Below are 23,051 nucleotides of genomic sequence, written 5' to 3' on the forward strand. Positions count from 1 at the left end.
ATGCCAGACTTAATGGATAAAATGGACATTGCTTTCCCTAATCTGCATTTGTATCTGCACAATGTCCCTAAGAACTTCACTGTCTTTGGCTTCACAATAGCCTGGTATGGTGTGATCATTGGATTTGGATTTTTTATGGCTCTTATGCTTATATCCAAAATGGCCAAGGTAACTGGTCAGGATCCTGATAAGTATTGGGATGGAGCTGTTTACATTATTATTTTCTCAATCATTGGAGCAAGACTTTATTATGTCTTTTTCTCCTGGGAATATTATAAGGACAATCCAATAAGCATTCTTCAGATAAGAAATGGCGGACTTGCCATTTACGGTGGTATTATTGCTGGCTTCCTTACAGCAGCGATCTTCCTGAAGATAAAGAACTACAACTTCTGCGAATATTCAGATACTGCAATGTATGGACTGGTTCTTGGTCAGCTCATTGGAAGATGGGGGAACTTCACTAACAGAGAGGCCTTTGGTGAATATACAAACGGTCTTTTTGCTATGAGAATCCCTACTGAGATGGTCAGAGGCGGCGAAATCACAGCCCTTATGCAGCAGCATATGACCGAAGGCACCAATTACATCCAGGTTAGTCCAACCTTCCTGTATGAAAGCCTTTGGAATCTGTGCCTTCTTACTCTTATGATCCTTTATACAAAGCGTAAGAAGTTCAATGGAGAGGTAACCCTTCTTTATCTTGGAGGCTATGGTCTTGGAAGAGCGTGGATCGAGAACCTTAGAACTGACCAGCTCAGAATCCATGGCACCACAATTCCTGTTTCACAGGTGCTTGGTATTTGTCTGTTTGTGGCAGCTGTGATTACGGATATTGTTGTGAGAGTTAAGCTTTCCAAAGCAGTAGCTACAGAGAAATCAGAAGATACTGAGAAAGAAGATACTGACAAGAAAGAAGATACCGAATCCGAAGATACAGATAAAAAAGAATCATCAGAAGCAGAAGATTCTGATGATTCCGAAGAATAATTTAGTTAACTAAGTCCTCTACACTACATTTTAGTGCTTTGCTAAGCGCTATGACTGTAGCTGTAGAGGCTTTTTTTATGTCTTTTGCCCCTATTTCATATTGCTGAAGGGTCCTGAGATTAACATCTGAAGCCTTGGCAAGCTCGCTTTGAGAAAGGCCAATCAGCTTCCTGTAGGCCTTGAGTCTGTTTATTTGGGACTGTTCAAGAAAGCGCCTGTCTATATATTCCACCACGAGGGTTTCGTCTCCTTCATGAAAAGGGTGGTATTTGTCCACAAGTTCCTCAATTGGCATAGCTTTCTGAATATCCTTAAATGTCTTTCCACTAAACCACTGATAATAAGCAAGAACCCATCCTGTCCAGTATTCTGGAGTGGGATCACTGTATTTGCAGTTACCAAGAGTATCTGCATCTGACCCATAGGTTTTTAAGAGTACTTCGTTGACAAGCTCAGTGCCTGACATCCCAGACACATATTTGGGATTACCGATTTCGAATTGTGAAGCGATTCCTGAACAAATAAACATGTGCATGAATGAATCCAGAGTGATATTAAGTCTCAACTTGGCTGCTTCCAGGGCCTCTGCTAAATTGTGCATTGCATCATCAAGATACATTTGATTATATGCGTACATGATTTATCCCTTTCTTATTAAATCAATCAGATAAGTACCCTTTGAATAATCAATAGAAGAGGTTAGTTCATTGTAGTTATTACGCGCAAGTTCATCCCTTCCCTGTTTGAGAGGGTAGTATGTGGAGTGATCCACAGTCTCTGCATCTATAAAGAATAAGTGGGAGAATGCTTTTGGGCTTCTTAGAAAGTACTGATTGCCTAATTCTCCAAGGTACATTGCCTGTTCCAGCTGTTCAACACTGATAGTGTTAGATATAAAGGCTCTTGCAAAAGAAAAGTAGGAATCATCAGCTCTGTATCCAATAACAACATCTGCGTCAGACAGATCCACATGATAGTGGGAGGTTAGATATGCTAAGCCCTGTTCAGCTATTGGGCCATTCATTCTGGTGATTCTGTGTTCCAGAAGAATAGTTATCCAGTTAAGGATATTGAACTCCTCTGAACCCAGATCAAGAACCTTTAGTCCTGACATATCAAAAGAATAGTGATTGACATAGCCGTCTCTGTTGCTGTCTACAGCCCATTCCTTGGCTAGTTTAATGTGTCTGGTGCAATAAAACCCCTGACCATAATCGTTATGTTTTTTTCCTTTTTCTGGTTCTGGCCTTTTGATAATCATATCAGAGCCGTGATAAAGATCTATTTTTTTCATTTTTACTCCTATACTTCTGTAGAGTTATATTAAGTATAACTCTCTAGAAGTATTTCTGCAACAATTCTGTAACTTTTTATAAAATCCTTAGAAAAAAGCTATTGTTTGATGAAAAAAAATGCTCTATAATACATTTAGGTGGTAAAAAGTGTCAAAAAGTGGATGAAAGTGGTAGATAAGTGGGAACAGCATTTAAAGGTGAATATAGTCATTCCATTGATGCTAAGGGAAGACTCATAATTCCTGCTAAATTCCGCGAACTTTTGGGAGAACAATTTGTGGTTACCAAAGGTTTTGACGGATGCCTTTTTGTGTTCTCTGAAGAGGGGTGGAACCACTTTGAGGAGAAGCTCCAGGCGCTGCCTATGGATAAGCCAGAGGCCAGAATGCTTGGAAGATTCTTTATTGCTGGAGCCATTGACGCTGAGCTTGATAAACAGGGAAGAATTCTTTTACCAGCCAATCTCCTGCAGCATGCAGGCATTGAGAAGGAGGCAGTTATTGCCGGTGTTGGTAATAGAGCCGAGATCTGGAGTAAGGCTGAGTGGGAGAAGGCTAGCACATTTGATGACATTAATGGAATCGCTGCCAAGATGAGTGAGTACGGTTTGAGTATTTAAGAGGAATCTGATGGAATTTAAACATTATTCAGTGCTCCTACAGGAGTGCCTGGACAATCTGAATATTAAGCCTGACGGCATATACCTTGATGGAACTTTGGGCGGTGCCGGACACTCATTTCACATAGCAGAAAGGCTCACTGATGGCGGCCATTTATATGGAACGGATCAGGATGAGGATGCTATCAAGGCGGCCACCAAGAGACTTGAACCCTTTAAAGACAGAGTGACCATCATAAGAGATAACTACGAGAATGCAGTCACGAGACTGCGGACCCTTGGAGTTAAAGGCGTTGATGGAATCCTCTTGGATCTTGGAGTTTCGTCCTATCAGCTTGATAACGCTGAAAGGGGCTTTACTTATAAGGAAGATGTTCCGCTTGATATGAGAATGGATCAGAGACAGGTCTTAACTGCCAGGGACATCGTCAATGACTACTCAGAGACGGAAATCTTCCATATTATCAGAGATTTCGGCGAGGATAAGTTCGCCAAGAACATCGCCAAGCACATCTGCATCGAAAGGCAGAAGAAGCCTATAGAGACTACATTCGAGCTTAACGACATCATAAAGGCTGCAATTCCTGCCAAGATGAGAGAAAAGGGTGGTCATCCATCTAAGAGAACCTATCAGGCCATAAGGATAGCTCTTAACAGAGAATTGGACGTACTTCAGAACTCTTTGGATGGGTTCATAGATTTTTTGAATCCTGGGGGAAGATTGTGTGTCATCACATTCCATTCTCTCGAGGATCGTATCACCAAGAACAATTTCAGAACTAATGAGAATCCTTGTACCTGCCCGCCTAACTTCCCGGTTTGTGTCTGTGGAAAGGTTTCAAAGGGCAAGGTTATTACCAGAAAGCCAATACTACCAAGCGAAACAGAGCTTTCTGAAAACAAAAGATCTCAAAGCGCCAAGCTGAGAGTCTTTGAGAAGGTGTAAGGGTAGAAAAAAGTTACAAAAGAATGTGCGGTATCAGCCTGGGGGATGAGGCAATACATGTACAGAAAGGAGATGAACATGGCAACTTCATATATTCACGGAAACACAGTAAGAAAAGTAAAAGAACCTGCACATGACGGTAGAAGAGTCCATGTTCAGGAGCCTAAGAGCCACAAAAAGCGCCATCACATGAGCCTTGGCTATCTTTTATTCTTGTCAATAGCTATAGTGCTTATGGTAGGAACTTTGGCATTTTATATTTCTTTGCAATCCCAGGTGACAAACAGCGTTAAGCATATTGCTGAGCTGGAAAGTCAGCTTAACGATTTGAAACAGGACAATGATGAAGCGTATAATAGAGCAAACGGTAACATTGACCTCGATGAGGTTAAGAGAATTGCCATTCAGGAATATGGCATGACCTATGCTACAGAAGGCCAGATCATAACATATTCAGACGGTGGTGGAAACGACTACGTAAGACAGGTGGCTCCAATTCCAGAGAGTGATGGCAACTAAGACCGTTTTTTCTTTTAAATAATTAAGGAAATGATGTGTTATAAATGAAGCAAAGAAAAGCGAAATCTAAACAGAAGTTCACTATAGGAATGAAGAAAAAGCTGGTAGTACTTTTTACATTGGTACTACTGGCTTTCGTTGGATTAGGGGTAAGACTTATTCTGATCACCAAGAACAACGGTGAGGAGTATGAAAGACAGGTTCTTTCCCAGCAGCAGTATGACTCTGTAACTTTGCCCTTCAGAAGAGGCGAAATCCTTGATTCCAACAATACAGTGCTGGCATACAGTGAGAAGGTATACAACGTAATTCTGGATGCCAAGCTTCTTCTTCGCGATGACAAATATCTTGAGCCTACTTTGACAGCTCTTTCTCAGAATTTCGGTCTGGATCAGGGGGAGATCAGAGCCTACTTAAATGATCATCCAACTTCTCAGTATTATATATTGGCAAAAAAGCTGTCATATGGCCAGATCAGTGCATTTCAGGATTTAATAACACCTGGTACCGAAACTTATGATTCCAATATTCAGGGAATTTGGTTTGAGTCATCCTACATCCGCAAATATCCTAATGGATCCCTGGCCTGCGACGTTATCGGCTTTACTTCTAATGATAACAACGGCATGTACGGTCTTGAGGAATACTACAATGATACTCTTAGCGGAACTCCCGGAAGAGAGTACGGATATCTTGATGATGATTCCAATTTGGAAAGAACTACAATTCCTGCCACAGATGGTGACAGCATTGTAACTACTATAGATGGTAACCTTCAGACTATCGTTGAGAAGTATCTTCAGGAATTTAACGACGAGTATGCTAACAATGCCAGAGTGGGTAATGGAGCCAACAACGTGGGCTGCATTATTATGGATATTCACACCGGTGAGATCCTTGCCATGGCAAGCTATCCTAAGTATGACCTTAACAATCCTCGTGATACAGCCCCACTTATCGGAATGCCTTCTGTTGATGAGAAGGGTAATAAGATAGCTGGCGAGTCTGTATTTGATTCAGGCGTCTATATTACTGAGGAAATGATAAATGAGTTTTCTGATGATCAGCTTTATCAGAACTACAATGCTCTTTGGAAGAATTTCTGTATCAATGATACTTACGAGCCTGGTTCAGTTGCCAAGCCTTTCACAGTGGCAACAGGTATCGAGACCGGCGCAATTACCGGTAACGAAGCTTATAACTGTCTGGGCGAACTGGAAATTGGTGGATGGCACATTAAGTGTCACAATACCTACGGACATGGAATTGTATCTGTAGAAAGAGGTATCGAGGTTTCCTGTAACGTAGCCATGATGTACATTGGTCAGGCTATCGGAGTTACCAACTTCACCAAGTTCCAGAAGGACTTTGGTTTTGGACTTAAGACTAATATCGACCTGGCTGGAGAAGCCAGAACAGAGGGACTTACTTATAACGCTTCCAACATGACTTCCACGGACCTTGCAACCAATACCTTTGGACAGGGCTTCAACGTGGACATGATCGAGATGATAACAGGCTTTGCCTCACTTATTAACGGTGGCTACTACTACGAACCTCATGTGGTAAAAAAGGTTGTAAGTAGCAGTGGAGCTACTATTAAGAGTGTAGAACCAAGAGTCTTAAGACAGACCATTTCTGCAACTACTTCAGAGAAGATTATCCAGTATTGTAACCAGGTTGTTGCTGGCGAAGAGGGTACTGGTAAGACTGCAAGACCTGCAGGCTACATGATAGGTGGTAAGACTGGTACAGCCCAGACTCTTCCTCGTGGTAACAGACAGTATGTTGTTTCATTCATGGGCTATGCACCTGCAAATGACCCTGATATCGCTATCTATGTGGTAGTAGACAGACCTAACGTACTTCTTCAGGACGATGCCAAGTATGCTACAAGAATAGTAAGAGCTATTCTTACAGAGGCGCTTCCTTACCTTAACTATCCAATGACTGAGCCTCTTTCAGAGAAGGAACAGCAGGAACTTGAGGAGCTTCGCGAAAAGATGGTTACTCCACCTGTTGCAACCACAGAAGAGACCCAGGAGGGCGAAGAGGGCAATGCAGAAGAAACTCAGGAAACCCAGGAAGAATCTACAGAAACAGAGGAATCTGTACCTGAGGATAATTCCATTTGGGAGTCATTTGACGTAGACCCTGCAACGGGGTATTATATTGACCCGAACACAGGTAATCTTATCGATCCTGTAAATGGAAATGTGATCGGCGGAGATGACGCACTTCCTGATTTTGAGGGAGAAGCCAGTGGTGAAGCGTCTTCTGCTGGTTCAAATTAGTAGATAAAGAGGGAAATTGTCGTGAACGAGTATTTTCTAAGAACTTTAGCTCCATTATTTATTTCTTTTTTGGTAGCTCTTTTAATCGGACCAGCTGTTATCAATATGCTTAAAAAGCTTAAGGCTAAGCAGACTGAGAGAGAAGAAGGGCTTGCTTCCCATAAGAAAAAACAGGGAACACCTACCATGGGCGGAATCATATTCTTGACTCCTATGTTTATTATTGGTGTTTGCTACGGAGCATTTCATAAAGAGGTTATTCCGGTTCTTATCCTTACCTTTGGATTTGGTCTTATTGGATTTCTTGATGACTATATCAAAGTTGTTCAGCAGCACAATCAGGGCCTTTATGCATGGCAAAAGATTCTTGGACAGTTAATCATATCAATTGTTTTCGCAGTTTATGTTGAGAGATTTACAGATCTTTCTCTGGCTATGAGAGTTCCATTTACTGATATAATGCTGGATTTTGGGATCTGGAATATTCCGATTCTTTTCTTTATTGCGCTGGGAACAGCCAATGGTACTAACTTTACAGACGGTGTTGATGGCCTTTGTGCTTCAGTGACCGCTGTTGTAGCTCTTTTCTTCGCTGTTGCAGGTATTCACTACGGCGCAACAGGTGCAGAGGTTATCTCTTCAGCTATGATGGGAGCCCTTATGGGATATCTTGTTTACAATGTATATCCTGGAAAAGTAATGATGGGTGATACCGGATCACTTGCAATCGGTGGCTTTGTAACTGGAATAGCATACGTTATGCAAATGCCTATCTTTATCGTTATTGTTGGTTTTATATATGCTCTCGAGGTTATTTCTGTAATCATGCAGGTTTCATATTTTAAGATCACACACGGAAAGAGAATTTTCAGAATGGCGCCAATTCATCACCATTTTGAGAAGGGTGGCTGGTCTGAGACCAAGGTTGTTTACGTATTTACTGCTGTAACTGTGCTTTTATGCATGGTTGCATATGCTGGATTATAATTTTTTGAAGGTGGAACACAATGAACGCATCAGAAATTAAAGGTAAAAAAGTTTTAGTTATCGGAACAGGCTTATCCGGAGTTGGATCTGTCTGGCTTCTTAATCAGGTTGGGGCTATTCCTGTAATGCTTGAGGAGAATACCAAGGTCAGCAAAGAGGATATCATCAAGAAGCTCCACGACGAGGATAAAGAAAAAACAACTGTTATTGTAGGAGAGATCAGCGATGAAGAGCTGGATTCAATTGCTCTTACAGTTCCAAGCCCAGCAGTTCCTTTGGATTCACCTACAGTTATGAGAATCAAGAATAAAAATATTCCCATATGGAGCGAGATTGAACTTGCTTACAATTTCGCAAAGGGCAGAGTTGTTGCTATTACAGGAACTAATGGTAAGACCACTACAACCACACTTGTTGGCGACATCATGAAGGCTTACTACAATTCAGTTTATGTTGTTGGTAACATCGGAGTTTCATACGCAGAGGCTGCACCTAAGATGACTGAGGAATCTGTAACAGTTGGTGAGATCAGTTCTTTCCAGCTTGAGGCAGTTGAGAACTTCCATGCCAACGTATCTGCGATCCTTAATATCACACCAGATCACCTGAACAGGCACCATACAATGGAGTGCTATGCTCAGATGAAGGAGAATGTGACCAATAACCAGACTAAGGACGACACCTGCGTTCTTAACTATGACAATGAGTATACAAGGGACTTTGGCAAGAGATGCCCTGCCAAGGTTGTGTATTTTTCAACAAAAGAAAAGCTCTCTGACGGTTTCTTCCTTGATGGAGAAGAGATCTTCATGAGTACAGCAGGAAATGCCACAAGAGTTATGAACATTCATGACATGAACCTTGTTGGTATGTGCAATATCGAGAATGTTATGGCTGCTATAGCTATGGCTCTTGCCATGGGAGTACCTCTTTCAACAATTCTTTCTGTTATAAGAGACTTCAAGGCAGTTGAGCATAGAATTGAGTACGTGGCCACAAAGGGCGGCGTAGATTACTACAACGATTCAAAGGGCACTAACCCTGATGCTGCCATCCAGGGAATCAAGGCTATGTGCAAGCCTACAATCCTTATTGGCGGCGGCTATGACAAGGGTAGTGAGTACGATGAGTGGATTGAGAACTTTGGTGACAAGGTTAAGATGCTTGTACTTATCGGACAGACTAAGGAAAAGATAGCAGAGTGTGCCAAGAAGCACGGCTTTGACAAATATGTATTTATGGACACCTATGAGGATGCCCTTAAGTTTTGTACAGAGAATGCAGAAAAGGGCGACGCAGTTCTTCTTTCACCAGCCTGCGCAAGCTGGGATATGTTCCCAAATTACGAGACTCGTGGTAAGAAGTTCAAGGAGTATGTCAATAAGCTGGCTGATTAACTGGTATTGGGGGATTGGTTATCAGTCTGCAGGAAAGGTATTGAAGGGGTATGTTAGATAGGATTAAGGCTTTACACAGAGAAAGAGAAGAATCATATATTGATTACAGTTTGATCTTTATCACACTGTTTCTTTTGGCCTTTGGTCTTATTATGCTCTATTCCACTAGTTCTTATGAGGCTAATCTCGACTTTGGAGATTCTGCCTATTATTTCAAGCACCAGCTGATACCAACCCTTCTTGGGCTTGGTGTCATGGTGTTTATGTCTTATTTTCCCTATAGGATATTACAGAAATTCGCCATTCCGGTGTATGTTTTCGCGGCAACCCTTCTCTTTTTGCTGATTCCATTTGGTAAAAAGGTCAACGGTGCCAGACGATGGATCGTTATCAAGGGTATTTCCATTCAGCCTGCGGAGGTCGTTAAGGTGGCGGTTATTATCTTTACCGCAACTCTTATCATTCAGCTTAAAAAGAACCTTCTCAACCCGAGAGGATTTGGTGTAACCCTTGGATCAGCTCTGATTCAGGCTGGACTTGTATATAAGATTTCCAAGAATCTTAGTTCTGCCATTATCATTGTGGGAATCGCCATGGTTATGCTGTTTGTTTCTACACCAGGCTATAAGAGATATATCCTGGCAGCGGTGGCAGTGCTTGGACTGGCTGCTGTGGTGGTTATTCTTATTGCATCCTCAGAGCAGACAAGTGGTATGAACTACCGATTTGAGCGAGTTCTTGCCTGGCTTGATCCTAATGCCCACGCCAGTGGTAAGGGTTTCCAGACATTGCAGGCTCTTTATGCTATTGGTTCCGGAGGTGTCTTTGGTAAGGGCCTTGGTGAGAGTATGCAGAAGATGGGCTTTATTCCTGAGGCTCAGAACGATATGATCTTCTCTATTATCTGCGAAGAGCTGGGACTTTTTGGAGCTATTGCTGTTATGCTGATGTTCATTCTTCTCATCTGGAGACTTATGATCATTGCCAATAACGCACCGGATATGTTTGGAGCTCTTTTGGTAATAGGAGTTATGGGACATATTGCTATTCAGGTTATTCTTAACATAGCAGTTGTTACTAATACAATTCCTAATACCGGTATTACTCTGCCATTTATCAGTTATGGTGGTTCTGCGGTTATTGTTCAGTTGGCGGAGATTGGCATTGCCCTTAATGTGGCCAGGAATATAGGTAAGTAAAGAGCTAAAATAAATCAATGTGGATGGAAATATGGTTAGGAAGAAGAAACGTAGGCGCCCTGTGGCCCGAAGGAAAAGAGAATACGAGGAATTTGAGTTTCATCCACTTGAAGCTTTTTTGAATTCTTTTAAATATAAGAGGAGCCTGTATATCATTGCCGGGATTATTATCGCAGTTCTCCTGGGAGCAGGCATTTTCTTTAAGTATATCTATGATAATTACACTGTTACCAACATATATGTTTCAGGAAATACCCATTACACCAATGATGAGATCATTGAAATGGTGCTGGATGGGAAGCTGAGCCACAACTCACTTTTTCTGTCGCTTAAGTACAGAAATAAGAGTATTGAAGGGGTGCCTTTTATCCAGAAGATGGATGTGGACATACTTTCTCCGGATACCATCAGGATCAATGTCTATGAGAAGGCTATAGCCGGGTATATCACTTATCTTGGCAGATATATGTACTTTGACAGGGACGGAATCGTGGTGGAGAGCTCCTACGAGAAGTCGGACAATGTTCCTGAGGTTTTGGGTCTTGAGTTTGATCACGTAATAATTCATGAAAAACTTCCTGTTGAAAACGAGACAGTTTTTGCGGAAATTCTCGATATTACGCATCTTTTATCCAAGTACAATCTGAAGGCTGATAGGATTTTCTTCGACAGTGATTACAATGTTTATCTTTACTTTGGGGGTGTGGAGGTAAGCCTTGGAAAAGAGGAATACATTGACGAAAAGATAATTCAGCTTCAGTACATCCTTCCAAATCTGGAAGGAAAAAATGGAATTCTGGAGATGAAGGACTACGACGAAGGCACAAAAAATGTCACGTTCGAAGAGAAAAAGCAGTAAATTGTCTTCGTAAAATCGAAAATTTTATTGAAAAAAACAGGTTGATAATTGCAAAAAAAAATCGTATCATAGCTATTAGGAGTCTATGAGGTTTATGAAGGAGGAGTTGTCTTGCTGGAGATAAAGTCAAACGATGCTGAATCTGCATGCAAAATTATTGTCGTCGGGGTTGGCGGTGCAGGTAATAATGCTGTAAATAGAATGGTAGATGAGAATATTACTGGCGTTGAGTTTATCGGTATTAACACTGATAAACAGGCTCTTCAGCTTTGCAAAGCGCCTAAGCTTTTGCAGATCGGAGAGAAGCTCACCAAGGGTCTTGGTGCCGGAGCTAAGCCAGAGATTGGCCAGAAGGCCGCAGAGGAGAGCGCAGAGGAGATTTCTGCTGCACTTAAGGGCGCTGATATGGTATTCGTTACCTGTGGTATGGGTGGCGGAACTGGTACTGGTGCTGCTCCTGTTGTAGCTAAGCTCGCCAAGGAAATGGGTATACTTACTGTAGGCGTAGTTACTAAGCCTTTCAGTTTTGAAGCGCGTGTTCGTATGCAGAACGCTATGCTTGGTATACAGAATATTAAGACTAATGTGGATACACTTATTGTTATCCCTAATGATAAGCTTCTGCAGATTGTTGACAGACGTACAACAATGCCAGATGCTCTTAAGAAGGCTGATGAAGTCCTTCAGCAGGCTGTACAGGGAATCACTGATCTTATCAATGTTCCTGCAGTAATCAATCTTGATTTCGCTGATGTTCAGACTGTTATGAAGGATAGAGGAATTGCTCATATCGGTATCGGTACTGGTAAGGGCGATGACAAGGCTACTGATGCTGTTAAGATGGCTGTTGAGTCTCCGCTTCTTGAGACTAAGATCAATGGCGCATCTAATGTTATCATCAATATCTCTGGTGATATCACTCTTACAGATGCATCAGATGCTTCTGAGTATGTTCGTCAGCTTGCTGGAAATGATGTTAACATCATCTTCGGTGCTATGTATGATGAGAACAAGACAGATTCCTGCACAATTACAGTTATTGCAACAGGAATTGATGATAAGGTTAATACAGTTGCAGCAGCTACAGCACCTAAGCCAGCCGCAGCACAGCCACAGCAGGTAGCACAGGCAGGTCCAGTACATGTATCAGTGCCACAGCCAGCTATGACACCAGTTACACCTGTTACACCAATTCAGCAGGCTGTAACACCAATCATTGGAGCAGACACACCAAGTATTAGCGCAGCTACAAGACCAGCTCCAAATCTTACACTCAACAGACCATCAGAGATCAAGAGTACTGTTGAGCCTAAGTCTTTGAAGATACCTGATTTCCTTCAGAGGAAGTAATCGACAATAATTGAGTATGCAAAGCCCTACACCACAGGTGGTGTGGGGCTTTTTCGTTGCCTTTTTAGGTGAAATGCCCATGGTTACCAGCAAGAAACAGTTATAAGTTTTAAAATAATCGATATTAAGTGTAGAAAAACTTGAAAGATAGTGATACAATAGTTTGTGGAGTGATTTAGTTTTTTATACTATATACAGTGGACATGTCATTATGATAAAACGGAGGTAACTACATGAAATGCCCATTTTGCGGTAAAGATGACACCAGAGTTATTGATTCAAGACCTGCAGATGAGAATACATCCATTAGAAGACGTAGAGTATGTGATTCCTGCGGAAAGAGATTTACTACATATGAGAAGGTAGAGACCATTCCACTTATTGTCATAAAGAAGGGCGATGTTCGTGAACCATACGACAGAGCCAAGATTGAAGCTGGCGTGTTCAGAGCTTGCCATAAGAGACCAGTCAGTGCTGAGCAGATCACCAAGATCGTTGATGCTGTTGAGACTGAAGTGTTTAACATGGAGCAGAAGGAAATTCCTAGCCGTGCTATCGGTGAGATAGTTATGGATAAGATGAAGAACTTAGATCCTGTTGCCTATGTTAGATTTGCGTCAGTATATCGCGAGTTTAAGGATGTTAATACCTTTATGGACGAGCTTAAGAGCGTACTTAAGAAAGAGGCAGAAGGCACAATTACAGATACCACCGATAAGAACACACCTCTTCTTAAAAAGGAATAATGATCTTGCATATGATATTTCAATATAATTAGTTCTTTTAATTAGAAATCAGGCCCCTGCTCAAAAAAGAGCAGGGGTTTTTCCTTGACATTTAATTATCAAGGCCTTATATTTGACAATGTGATACGAACAAAGTGTCACATCTGCTGTTTATATCATGTACAGCGTTTTACAATTTCATAAGGAGGAAGATTTTAACATGATGAGAAGAAGTTTAGGTAGAAAGAGAGGCTGCTCACTTCTGATGGTTGTGTTAACTGCACTGACTGTTGCATTGAGCGGATGCTCAAGTGACAAGGCAGGGGATTCCGCAAATGGTAGCGAAAGCACAGGAGCTAGCACTGAAGCAGTGACCAGCTCAGCTGATTCAAATGCTGCTAGTTCGGAAGATCTTTCCAAGCTTATCGTAGGCATCCCACAGGATATCGACGCTCTGGACCCCCACTACGCAGAAGGGGCTGGAACAAGAGAGGTTCTCTTTAATATCTTTGAGGGACTTGTTAAAGCCGATGAGAACGGTAATCTTAACCCTGCTGTAGCCAGTGACTACACAATTTCAGATGATAGCACAGTTTACACTTTCACACTTAGAGATGGAATCAAGTTCCATGATGGAAGTTTAGTTACAGTAGAGGATATTAAATATTCTTTAGACCGCGTTAGAGGTGCTGACAGCGGTGAACCACTTATCAAACAGTTTTCCAAAGTTGACAGTGTAAATGTAGTTGATGATTCTCACGTAGAGGTTGTTCTTAAGGAAGCAGATTCTGATTTCCTTACACAGCTTACAGTTGCTATTATTCCAGCAGCTAATGAGAACCCAGATACTAACCCAATTGGTACAGGTCCATACAAGTATGTATCTAACTCTCCAATGGAGAATTTTGTTGTTACAAGATTCGACGAGTACTGGGGTGAGAAGGCATACATCCAGGACGTTGTATTCAAGATCGAGTCTGATTCAAACAGAATCGTAAGTGACCTTGAAAATGGTACTATTGATATGATGGCAAGACTTACAAGCACACAGGTAAGCCAGCTTTCAGATCAGTTTGATGTTTATGAGGGAACAATGAACCTTGTACAGGCTCTTTACCTCAACAACGCTGTTGAGCCTTTCAATGACGTCAGAGTTCGTCAGGCACTTTGCTACGCTATCAATCCTCAGGAGATCATGGATTTCGTATCTGATGGAGCAGGCGTAGAGGTAGGAAGTGCTATGTACCCAGCTTTCACTAAGTACTACATGGAAGAGCTTAACGATGTTTATAATCCAGATGTACAGAAAGCTAAGGATCTTTTAGCAGAGGCTGGTTATCCAGATGGATTTGAGTTTACTATCACAGTTCCATCTAACTATACTCAGCACGTTGACACAGCTCAGGTTATTTCTGAGGAGCTCAAGGAGATCGGTGTTACAGCCAATATCCAGGAGATCGAGTGGAATTCATGGGTTGATGATGTTTATACTGGAAGACAGTTTGAAGCTACAGTAGTAGGTGTAGACGCTACAACACTTGCAGCATCTGCTATGCTTTCAAGATATGTATCTGATAGCAGCAAGAACTTTGTTAACTTCTCAAGCGCTGATTATGATGCAGCTTATGCTAGTGCACAGGCTACTAACGATGATGCAGAGAAGACCAAGTACTACAAAGAGTGCGAGACAATTCTTGCTAACGAGGCAGCCAGCGTATATATTCAGGATATGCCTGAGTACGTTGTTCTGAACAAGAAGTTCACAGGATATGTTTTCTATCCTCTTTATGTTCAGGATATTGCTAAGATCAGACCTGCACAGTAATGTGCCTTCGATTTGATCAGATGAATATGTTTTAGATTTACTGATCATATTATGAATTTGATAAGCGAGGAAACACGGATGAGATATATCATTAAGAAGTTTTTTATGACAATAATAACTTTGGTGGTGGTCTCATTTTGTGTGTTCCTCGCTTTTTCTGTTATTCCCGGAGATCCAGCCCTTAAAAAGCTTGGTATGGAGGCTTCCCCTGAGCTTGTTGCCCAGGTAAGGGAAGAAATGGGCCTTAATGACCCACTTGTTGTTAGATATTACAGATGGATATCTGCTTTTGTTAAGGGGGATTTTGGTACCTCCTATAGCTATAATAAGCCTGTTATGTGGCTTATCGCAGGCAAGATACCTAATACCATTATTCTTGGTATCATGGCCTTTCTTATTACTGTTGTGGTTTCTATTCCACTGGGTATTTTTACAGCTAAACATGAAAATGGAGTTATCGACAGAGTGATCAGCGTCACTAACCAGATCATTATGGCGATTCCACCTTTCTTTTCAGGAATTCTTATTTCTATGATTTTTGCAGGAGTCATAAGGCTCTTTGCTCCAAAGGGATATGTATCTTACAAGGACAATGTCCCTGGATTTCTTTGGTATTTGTTGTTCCCGGCAGTTGCTCTGGCCCTTCCTAAGATTGCAATGACAGTTAAGATGCTTAGGGGCAGCGTACTTGATGAAGCGGGAAAAGATTATACAAGAACAGCCTACAGTAGAGGTAACAGGACCAATGAAGTTCTTTACAGACATGTTCTTAAGAACGCCATGATCCCTGTTATAACCTTCCTTGGAATGGTTCTTGCAGATATGGTGGCAGGAAGTATCGTTGTTGAGAAGGTATTTGATGTACCTGGAGTCAGCACAGTACTTATTAACAGTATCAGCAACAGAGATTACCCTGTTGTACAGACCATTATTATGGGTATTGCCACTATAGTAATTGTGATAAATCTCTTGGTTGACATTGTTTATTGTGTTATAGATCCAAGAATAAGGATAGATGAGTAATGAAGAACAATAATTGGAAAAAGATATTAAAAGATCCATATCTTGTTGCAGGCGGAATAATCACAGGACTTATTCTGCTTATGATCATTGTGGGCTTTTTCTGGATGCCCTATGAGCCTACTAAGATGAATGCTGCAGAAAAGCTTCAGGGAGCTTCACTTAGACACCTTATGGGCACTGATAACATGGGTAGGGATATCTTTAGCCGTGTTATGTACGGAAGTCGTGTGACCCTTATGATCGCAATTGGTACCATTATTATTGGAGCCGGTGTTGGAACCATAATTGGAGCTATCACAGGCTACTATGGTGGTATGCTTGATGAAATCACCATGAGAGTAATAGATGCTCTTTTTGCCTTTCCAAGTATTCTTCTTGCTCTTGTTATTGTCAGTGTCTATGGAATAGGCTGGGTTCAGCTTCTTGTATCTCTTGGAATTGCCTTTGTACCAAGCTTTGCCAGAATCGTTAGAGGCGAGGTTCTTAGGTGCAAGAACATGGACTATGTGGAGAACGCAAGACTTCAGGGTGTTTCAGACATTAGGATGATTTTTGTGCATATACTTCCTAACATTAAGGGAGTTATGGCTTCTTCAATACTTATTGGCTTTAATAATGCTGTTCTTGCTGAGGCGGGACTTAGCTATCTGGGTGTTGGTTCACAGCCTCCATACGCCAGCCTTGGAAGAATGCTTTCAGATTCACAGCAGTATATGACTAAGAGTCCAAGCTATGTTTTAGGACCTGGTATTATCATTGTTCTTATGGTGCTGGGCTTCGCATTTTTAGGGGAGGGAATCAGAAGATGGAAGTAATCCTTGATGTAACCGACCTTCATATTGAATTTCATGACCATGATCTTCCTGAGACAGCAGTAGAGGACTTTGATCTCATGCTGGGGAAGGGCGAGATTGTTGGAATTGTTGGAGAATCCGGCTCAGGTAAGAGTATGAGCGCCCTGGCTATTGCAGGTCTTTTGAACAGACATGCCATTAAGAAGACAGGTAGGATCATGTTCGAAGGGGTTGACCTTCTTACCTGCGACAGAAAGACTCTTCGTTCCTTCCAGGGAGATGAGATCTCCATTATCTTCCAGGAGCCAATGACAAGCCTTAATCCTGTTAAGAACATAGGTTGGCAGGTGGAGGAAGCTCTTTTTATCCATCACAAGGAGATCAAAAAGGAAGAGCGGAAGAAAAGAGCTATAGAGATGCTTAAGGCTGTGGGCCTTGAAAATGCTGAGAAGGTCTACAAGATGTACCCTCATGAGCTTTCCGGCGGAATGAGACAAAGGGTTATGATAGCAGCTGCTATGATTGGAAACCCCAAGATTCTCATAGCTGACGAGCCTACTACAGCCCTTGATGTTACAGTTCAGGCCCAGATCGTGGAGCTTCTTAAAAAGATCAATAGGGAGAGAGGAACATCAATTATCTTTATTTCCCACGATCTTAGCCTTGTAAGTCAGCTCTGTGAGAGGGTTATCGTAATGCAGCAGGGCAATATTGTGGAAAGTGGCAGTACTGCTGAGGTATTCAGGAAGCCAAGACATCAGTATACCAAGAAACTGATCGCGGCCATTCCTAAGATTGAGTTGTAAAGTGGTAATAATATGGGTGAAACAGTACTTAGAGTAAGTAATCTCAATGTTTTCTACAAGAACAGGGATCGTAAGCTCTTTTCAAAAGCAGATAAAAAAATACAGGCTCTTAAGGGTGTATCCTTTGAGATGGAGGAGGGCCAGGTTCTTGCTATTGCCGGAGAATCAGGCTGTGGTAAGTCTACCCTTGCAAGGGCTATTGTGGGCATTAACAAGGATTATACAGGTGAGATCTATCAGAAATATGACAGACCTCAGATGGTTTTCCAGGATCCCTACAGTTCCCTTAATCCTGCCAAGAAGATAGGATGGCTACTGGAGGAGCCACTTCGTGTGGATAAGACCAGAAAGTGGACTGAAGAGGAGCGCAAAAAGAGGGTTGAGGAGATTATGGAAGAGATCGAGCTTCCCCTTAGCATGCTGGAGCGCTACCCATCACAGCTTTCCGGAGGTCAGCGCCAGAGAGTCTGCATAGGTATTGCACTTATGAGATCTCCTAAGCTTCTTATTGCAGATGAACCGGTTTCTGCCCTGGATGTAACTATTCAGGCTCAGATCATGGCTCTTTTGCAGAACCTTCACAAGAAGCATGGCATCTCAATTATCTTCATTTCCCATGACCTTCGTGTGGTCTATCACATCAGCGATTATGTCATGATCATGAAGGATGGCTGCGTTGTGGAGAAGGGTAAGACTGATGATGTATATAGGAATCCACAGGCTGATTACACCAAGGAGCTTCTTAATGCTGCCGGTATCAGAGCTTAATCAGTGCGCATGCTGCGGATCTGATGATATGATTAATAAAAATATGGTGATCACTCTTATAGGGTGACCACCGTTTATTTTCTTTAGAAATCTCTTTTTACAGGCGGATAGCTACACCATCCTCTGTACCTGCAATGATTCTGCTGTTTTCTTTTCCTGTAAGATCCTTTCCACCTACGAAGTACTGATACTCGTGGAGGATGTGATCCTTCTGCATTCCACTTATTGCCTTCTGCATATCGCCGGAAGCAAGGCCTCTTTCTCCATAAAGGTCGATGGAGGTCTGGTCATACTGTCCAAAGCTTATTGCTATATTCTCTATAGAAGCGTTTTCCCTTTGGGGTAAAGGAGTAACGTCTAATGAAAGTTCTTTTTCCTGTTCCTGTTCTTTCTGATCAAGGACCTGTGGGTCTACCGATGTATTGATGTTAGGGTCTGGTACATTAACCTGTTGTTTGTCCTTGATGGAGGGAATGTCGTACGCATGTAAGCCTGCCTGATAACCGCCAATCTTGTTATATGCCATAGCGTTGCCTCCTTTCCATATCATTCAATATTTATATCGGACAAGGACAACAATTACTTAAATTAATTATACTAAAAATATGTACCAAACCCCGTAAACACTGAAGATTTAAGACTTTTTTAAGAAATTGGAGACGGGGGATAAGAAAACTAAAATATTTTAGGTTTTCCCGTTGATGTTACGGTCAAATGTGGGTAAAATTGATGAAAAGGCTTATTTGGGGAGGAAACTATGCAGAATTATACCGATGGAAACACCAGCACCTATGGACTGATTGGTAATCCGGTTAAGCATACCATGTCGCCACTTATACATAACAGCCTGGCCAGAATGACAGGCACTAATCTTGTGTACGTTCCCTTTGAAGTAGCAGAGGGCAAGATTGGAGATGCTATTAAGGGAGCAGAGGCTCTTAATATTCAGGGCCTTAATGTGACCGTTCCCTATAAAAGCGATGTTATCCCTTTCCTTGAGGAGATTGATCCACTGGCAGAGGGAATTGGCGCAGTTAATACCCTTGTAAGGACTTCTACTGGAGGCTTTAAGGGCTACAATACAGATATGTCAGGACTTCTTCGAGCTATGAGGGATGAAGGCATTGAGCTGGAGGGAGAGACCGTTGTGATTCTTGGAGCAGGGGGAGTTGCCCGCCCAGTGGCTTACCTGTGCACCCAGGCCCACGCAAGGAAGGTTTACGTCCTTAACAGAACCTATGAGAAGGCTCTTGATGTGGTGGAAGAAGTGAGAAACGCCGCATCAGCAGATGGTGATACAGATAAGCCATCAGAGATCTTTGACATGGAGACTGAGCTTGAAGCCATGGCGCTGTCTGATTATAAAGAGCTTTTGGAAAAAGAGGATAAGTTCTTTGCAATCCAGTGTACATCAGTAGGTCTTTTCCCTGATGTGAACAGCGCAGTTATCGAGGACAAGGCTTTCTACAGCCATTTAAGTGCAGGTCTTGATCTGGTTTACAGACCTCTTGAGACCAAGTTCCTTGAGCTTGCAAAGGAAGCAGGTGCCAAAACCTTTTCAGGCCTTAAGATGCTCCTGTACCAGGGAATTGAAGCCTTTGAGCTGTGGAATGAGGACGGCGAAGGAAATGGCATCAAGATAACTAAGGATCAGATAGATGAAGTCTACGAAAGCCTTGTGAGGGAGGTTAACGACGCAGGCAATATCATTCTTGAGGGCTTTATGGGAAGTGGCAAGACCACAGTTTCAAGAATGCTTTCAGATATGCTTATGATGGAGCTTATGGATACGGACAAGGCTATAGAGGATATGGCGGAGATCAGTATCAATGATATCTTTGAAAGATATGGAGAAGAGGAGTTCAGGGAATGTGAGACTAACCTGATAAGTTACCTTGTGGAAGATAACACCAGAGGCATGGTTCTTTCTCTTGGAGGCGGACTTCCAATGAGAGAAGTCAACAGGCACCTTCTTAAGGAACTTGGCAAGGTGGTTTACCTTAGAACCAAGCCAGAGACTGTCTATGAGAGAGTTAAGGATGACACCACAAGGCCGCTTCTTGCCGGGGACGACCCTATGGGTAAGATAAAAGAGCTACTGTCTAAGCGCGGAAGCATCTATGAAGAGGCAGCTGACCTTATCGTAGATACAGATGGCAAGGACCCTGAGGATATAGCAATTGAGATCATCAAGGGCCTGGGCCTTGAATTTAAAGAATAAGCAGGAATTATGAATAAAAGAAATTATGCAAAAGAGCTGGACAACAAAATAGAGGAATTTCAAAAGCAGGGCATATACCCAAGGCTTCTTTTGCATGCCTGCTGTGCCCCTTGTTCTTCCTACTGTCTTGAGTTTTTGAGGAACTTCTTTGATGTGACAGTTTTTTTCTACAATCCCAACATTACTGAGGAAAGAGAGTATCAAAAGAGGGTTGAAGAGGAAAAGCGCCTGATAGGTGAGTACAACAAGAACAGACAGGGTACAGAGCGGGAGATTCAGATAATTGAAGGAAATTATGAACCCAAAGAGTTCTATGACGCAGCCAAAGGCCTTGAAGATTGCAAGGAAGGCGGAGAGCGCTGTAGGAAATGCTTTGAGCTAAGACTATTTGAGACAGCAAGGATAGCTGTGCAGGAGGGATTTGAGTTCTTTACAACAACCCTGACTATCAGCCCACTTAAGAACGCTGATGTGCTCAATGAAGTGGGAGAGCAGGCACAGGATGCAGTTAATTCAAGGGCGACCTTCCTTCCATCAGATTTTAAAAAGAAAAACGGCTACAAACGGTCCATAGAACTGTCCAAGGAGTATGGCCTTTACAGACAGGACTACTGTGGCTGCAGCTTTTCAAAGGCTGAAAGAAATAAAACAAAAAACGGGGAAACGACTTATGAGACCAGACAGAATTGAAACCGAAGGCAGGTTTGACAGCTTTAACAACGGGGAGGTCATCAGCAGCAAAAAGAAAAATCATTTGCCTGCTATGGGCTGGAACAGCTGGAATGCTTTTGGAAGCGGAAATACAGAGGCACTTACCAAGGTAATGGCTGACAGATTTGTAGAACTTGGCCTTAAGGACCTTGGATATGAATTTATTATCCTGGACGATGGATGCTACAAGGAAAACAGAGTGGAGGGCAAGCTCTCCAATGAGGAGGTTAAATTTCCAAGCGGCTTCAAAGCTCTTTCTGATTATATCCATGGAAAGGGCCTTAAATTCGGTATGTACAACGACATAGGAACCAATCTCTGCGCTGGAGCAGCAGTTGGAACCTGTGACCATGAAAAAGAGGATGCTGAAAGCTATATAGAGTGGGGAGTTGATTTTCTTAAGGTGGACAACTGTTACTATCCTTTTGACAACGCCACCTTTTCTGACGGGACAAATGCTAAGTTTTCCTATGCTCCCGCAATTTCCAAGGTAGAGGTAAAAGAGCTGTCACAGACCTTTGAGTGTGGCAGAAATATTGTAGCTACAGGCGTTGGCGTCAAGACTTGCGACATTGATGGAACTGTATTCTTTAAGGGAATCGGAACCTTTGATGGAACAGGCCCAGAGAACACTCCCGTGGGGGATATGAGCGGCGAGCTTAGGTTTGACGTAGATGTACCAGAGGATGGAGAGTATTCTCTTTTAATTAGCCATATAAATGGCAAGGAGCCTGAGCAGGGAAGCTGGCTATCTGTGGGCGTTATCTCCCCGGATGGAAGCAGGAGCTACCCATATGATGAGATTCTTGGAGATGAGGACAGTACTGACCTTCAGGTGAGTACAGTTACAGTGAGCCTTAAAAAGGGCGTAAACAGTATCAGACTCATGAATCACAGAAGACAGGAAAATCCGCTAAATTCCTATGCAAAGCTTCTTAAAGAACTATATAAAATTAATCCTGACCATGATATAATTCACTCTGCATGTGAATGGGGAAAAAATCAGCCGCAGAACTGGGCATATAAGGTCTGCGATAGCTGGAGGATCCTTAACGACATTAGCTTCAGAGTAGGAAGTGACGGGGATCCTGGAGCATGCGAATGGGTTGGAGACTATACCCCTAATATAACTGCACAGTACAACAAGGCTGTCATTATGGATGAATTTGCAGGCCTTTCAAAGGGCTGGAATGATCCTGATATGCTGGTTGTTGGCATGAATGGCCTTAGTATGACCCAGTACAGAACTCATATGACCATGTGGTGCATGATGAATTCACCACTTATGCTGGGATTGGACCTTAGAAGAGTGGAAAAGGGCGATGAGATCTACAATATCATTGCCAATAAGGATTTGATCGCTCTTAATCAGGATGAACTGGGAATCCAGTCTAAGAGAGTATTTTCAAGCCTTGCAACAGAGTGCCCTGACAAGGAATACATCAAGGACATTAACAGAGTTGATATTCTGGTTAAGCCACTTAAGAACGGCAGCTTTGCCATCAGTTTTATTAACGTAAGCCTTGAGGATGATAACAACTGTTATTCAATATCTGTCCCAGAGATCAAGGCATTTCTTGGTGATAAAGTAAGAGATAGCTCTTTTTACAGGGTAAAAGATCTGTGGACAGGTAAGGAGAGCACCAGTGATAGCGGTGTGTTCGAAGTAAAGGGACTAAAAGGGTGTGACAACGTAACAATTCTTGTGACACCAGAATAAATA

The 23,051-nt window shown here is 42.3% G+C and carries 22 protein-coding genes; 19 read left to right on the forward strand and 3 right to left on the reverse strand.

The features are described 5' to 3' along the window. Positions 1-990: a prolipoprotein diacylglyceryl transferase gene (lgt, locus tag T541_RS18840; RefSeq protein WP_081779857.1), complete on the forward strand. Its 990-nt coding sequence runs from the start codon at positions 1-3 to the stop codon at positions 988-990. 1 nt (position 991) lies between these two features. On the opposite strand, the gene T541_RS0104830 is transcribed toward lgt, so the two are convergent. Next, the gene (locus T541_RS0104830; protein ID WP_051538093.1) at positions 992-1,627 is read right to left on the reverse strand and encodes a helix-turn-helix domain-containing protein; all 636 of its coding nucleotides are present in this window, start codon (positions 1,625-1,627) and stop codon (positions 992-994) included. A gap of 3 nt (positions 1,628-1,630) precedes the next feature. Further along, a complete protein-coding gene (locus T541_RS0104835) occupies positions 1,631-2,284 on the reverse strand; it encodes a DUF3990 domain-containing protein (RefSeq protein ID WP_026651622.1) in 654 nt (217 codons plus the stop codon). A 179-nt stretch (positions 2,285-2,463) separates the two neighbouring features. Between T541_RS0104835 and mraZ the strand changes: the two genes are divergently transcribed. From mraZ to T541_RS0104910, 15 genes are all read left to right on the forward strand, one after another. Beyond that, entirely contained in the window at positions 2,464-2,904 is a 441-nt protein-coding gene (mraZ, locus tag T541_RS0104840) for a division/cell wall cluster transcriptional repressor MraZ (protein ID WP_026651623.1), read from the forward strand. A 10-nt stretch (positions 2,905-2,914) separates the two neighbouring features. Beyond that, positions 2,915-3,850, forward strand: coding sequence for a 16S rRNA (cytosine(1402)-N(4))-methyltransferase RsmH (gene rsmH / locus T541_RS0104845; RefSeq protein WP_026651624.1), 936 nt, complete (start codon positions 2,915-2,917; stop codon positions 3,848-3,850). A gap of 57 nt (positions 3,851-3,907) precedes the next feature. Beyond that, positions 3,908-4,369 carry a cell division protein FtsL gene (locus tag T541_RS18845; RefSeq protein WP_242840749.1) on the forward strand — a complete coding sequence of 154 codons (462 nt, stop codon included), beginning with the start codon at positions 3,908-3,910 and terminating at the stop codon, positions 4,367-4,369. 44 nt (positions 4,370-4,413) lie between these two features. After that, on the forward strand, positions 4,414-6,663 hold the full coding sequence (locus T541_RS0104855) for a penicillin-binding transpeptidase domain-containing protein (RefSeq protein WP_026651625.1): 2,250 nt from the start codon (positions 4,414-4,416) through the stop codon (positions 6,661-6,663). Positions 6,664-6,684: 21 nt separating this feature from the next. Next, positions 6,685-7,650 (forward strand): phospho-N-acetylmuramoyl-pentapeptide-transferase, encoded by a 966-nt coding sequence (mraY, locus tag T541_RS0104860; RefSeq protein ID WP_026651626.1) that lies wholly within the window; start codon positions 6,685-6,687, stop codon positions 7,648-7,650. Positions 7,651-7,670: 20 nt separating this feature from the next. Then, complete coding sequence (murD, locus tag T541_RS0104865; protein WP_026651627.1) at positions 7,671-9,047, forward strand: UDP-N-acetylmuramoyl-L-alanine--D-glutamate ligase; 1,377 nt, start codon at positions 7,671-7,673, stop codon at positions 9,045-9,047. Positions 9,048-9,097: 50 nt separating this feature from the next. Then, positions 9,098-10,246, forward strand: coding sequence for an FtsW/RodA/SpoVE family cell cycle protein (locus T541_RS0104870; RefSeq protein ID WP_026651628.1), 1,149 nt, complete (start codon positions 9,098-9,100; stop codon positions 10,244-10,246). Positions 10,247-10,277: 31 nt separating this feature from the next. Further along, complete coding sequence (locus T541_RS0104875; protein WP_051538094.1) at positions 10,278-11,105, forward strand: cell division protein FtsQ/DivIB; 828 nt, start codon at positions 10,278-10,280, stop codon at positions 11,103-11,105. A 111-nt stretch (positions 11,106-11,216) separates the two neighbouring features. Further along, positions 11,217-12,455, forward strand: a complete 1,239-nt coding sequence (ftsZ, locus tag T541_RS0104880) for a cell division protein FtsZ (protein ID WP_026651630.1) — start codon at positions 11,217-11,219, stop codon at positions 12,453-12,455. 233 nt (positions 12,456-12,688) lie between these two features. Further along, entirely contained in the window at positions 12,689-13,201 is a 513-nt protein-coding gene (nrdR, locus tag T541_RS0104885) for a transcriptional regulator NrdR (protein ID WP_026651631.1), read from the forward strand. A gap of 199 nt (positions 13,202-13,400) precedes the next feature. Further along, on the forward strand, positions 13,401-15,005 hold the full coding sequence (locus T541_RS0104890; RefSeq protein ID WP_026651632.1) for an ABC transporter substrate-binding protein: 1,605 nt from the start codon (positions 13,401-13,403) through the stop codon (positions 15,003-15,005). Positions 15,006-15,083: 78 nt separating this feature from the next. Continuing rightward, positions 15,084-16,028: an ABC transporter permease gene (locus T541_RS0104895; RefSeq protein ID WP_026651634.1), complete on the forward strand. Its 945-nt coding sequence runs from the start codon at positions 15,084-15,086 to the stop codon at positions 16,026-16,028. Then, positions 16,028-16,843, forward strand: a complete 816-nt coding sequence (locus tag T541_RS0104900) for an ABC transporter permease (protein ID WP_026651635.1) — start codon at positions 16,028-16,030, stop codon at positions 16,841-16,843. The genes T541_RS0104895 and T541_RS0104900 overlap by 1 nt, the downstream gene beginning before the upstream one ends. Next, positions 16,834-17,628, forward strand: a complete 795-nt coding sequence (locus T541_RS18850) for an ABC transporter ATP-binding protein (protein ID WP_051538095.1) — start codon at positions 16,834-16,836, stop codon at positions 17,626-17,628. The genes T541_RS0104900 and T541_RS18850 overlap by 10 nt, the downstream gene beginning before the upstream one ends. Before the next feature lie 12 nt (positions 17,629-17,640). Then, a complete protein-coding gene (locus T541_RS0104910; RefSeq protein WP_026651636.1) occupies positions 17,641-18,396 on the forward strand; it encodes an ABC transporter ATP-binding protein in 756 nt (251 codons plus the stop codon). Positions 18,397-18,493: 97 nt separating this feature from the next. Here T541_RS0104910 and T541_RS0104915 read toward each other — a convergent pair whose 3' ends face one another. Beyond that, on the reverse strand, positions 18,494-18,922 hold the full coding sequence (locus tag T541_RS0104915) for a hypothetical protein (RefSeq protein WP_026651637.1): 429 nt from the start codon (positions 18,920-18,922) through the stop codon (positions 18,494-18,496). Between the two features lie 231 nt (positions 18,923-19,153). On the opposite strand from T541_RS0104915, the gene T541_RS21060 reads away from it, so the two are divergent. The 3 genes from T541_RS21060 to T541_RS0104930 are packed head-to-tail and all read left to right on the forward strand — an operon-like array spanning position 19,154 to position 23,048. Next, positions 19,154-20,617, forward strand: a complete 1,464-nt coding sequence (locus T541_RS21060) for a shikimate kinase (protein ID WP_026651638.1) — start codon at positions 19,154-19,156, stop codon at positions 20,615-20,617. A 9-nt stretch (positions 20,618-20,626) separates the two neighbouring features. Continuing rightward, complete coding sequence (locus T541_RS0104925) at positions 20,627-21,307, forward strand: epoxyqueuosine reductase QueH (RefSeq protein WP_026651639.1); 681 nt, start codon at positions 20,627-20,629, stop codon at positions 21,305-21,307. After that, positions 21,288-23,048, forward strand: a complete 1,761-nt coding sequence (locus tag T541_RS0104930) for an alpha-galactosidase (protein WP_026651640.1) — start codon at positions 21,288-21,290, stop codon at positions 23,046-23,048. The genes T541_RS0104925 and T541_RS0104930 overlap by 20 nt, the downstream gene beginning before the upstream one ends. The last annotated feature ends 3 nt before the right edge of the window (positions 23,049-23,051 follow it).

It is taken from the genome of Butyrivibrio proteoclasticus P6B7 (genome assembly GCF_000622085.1).
GTDB classification, from domain to species: Bacteria; Bacillota; Clostridia; order Lachnospirales; family Lachnospiraceae; genus Butyrivibrio; species Butyrivibrio proteoclasticus_A.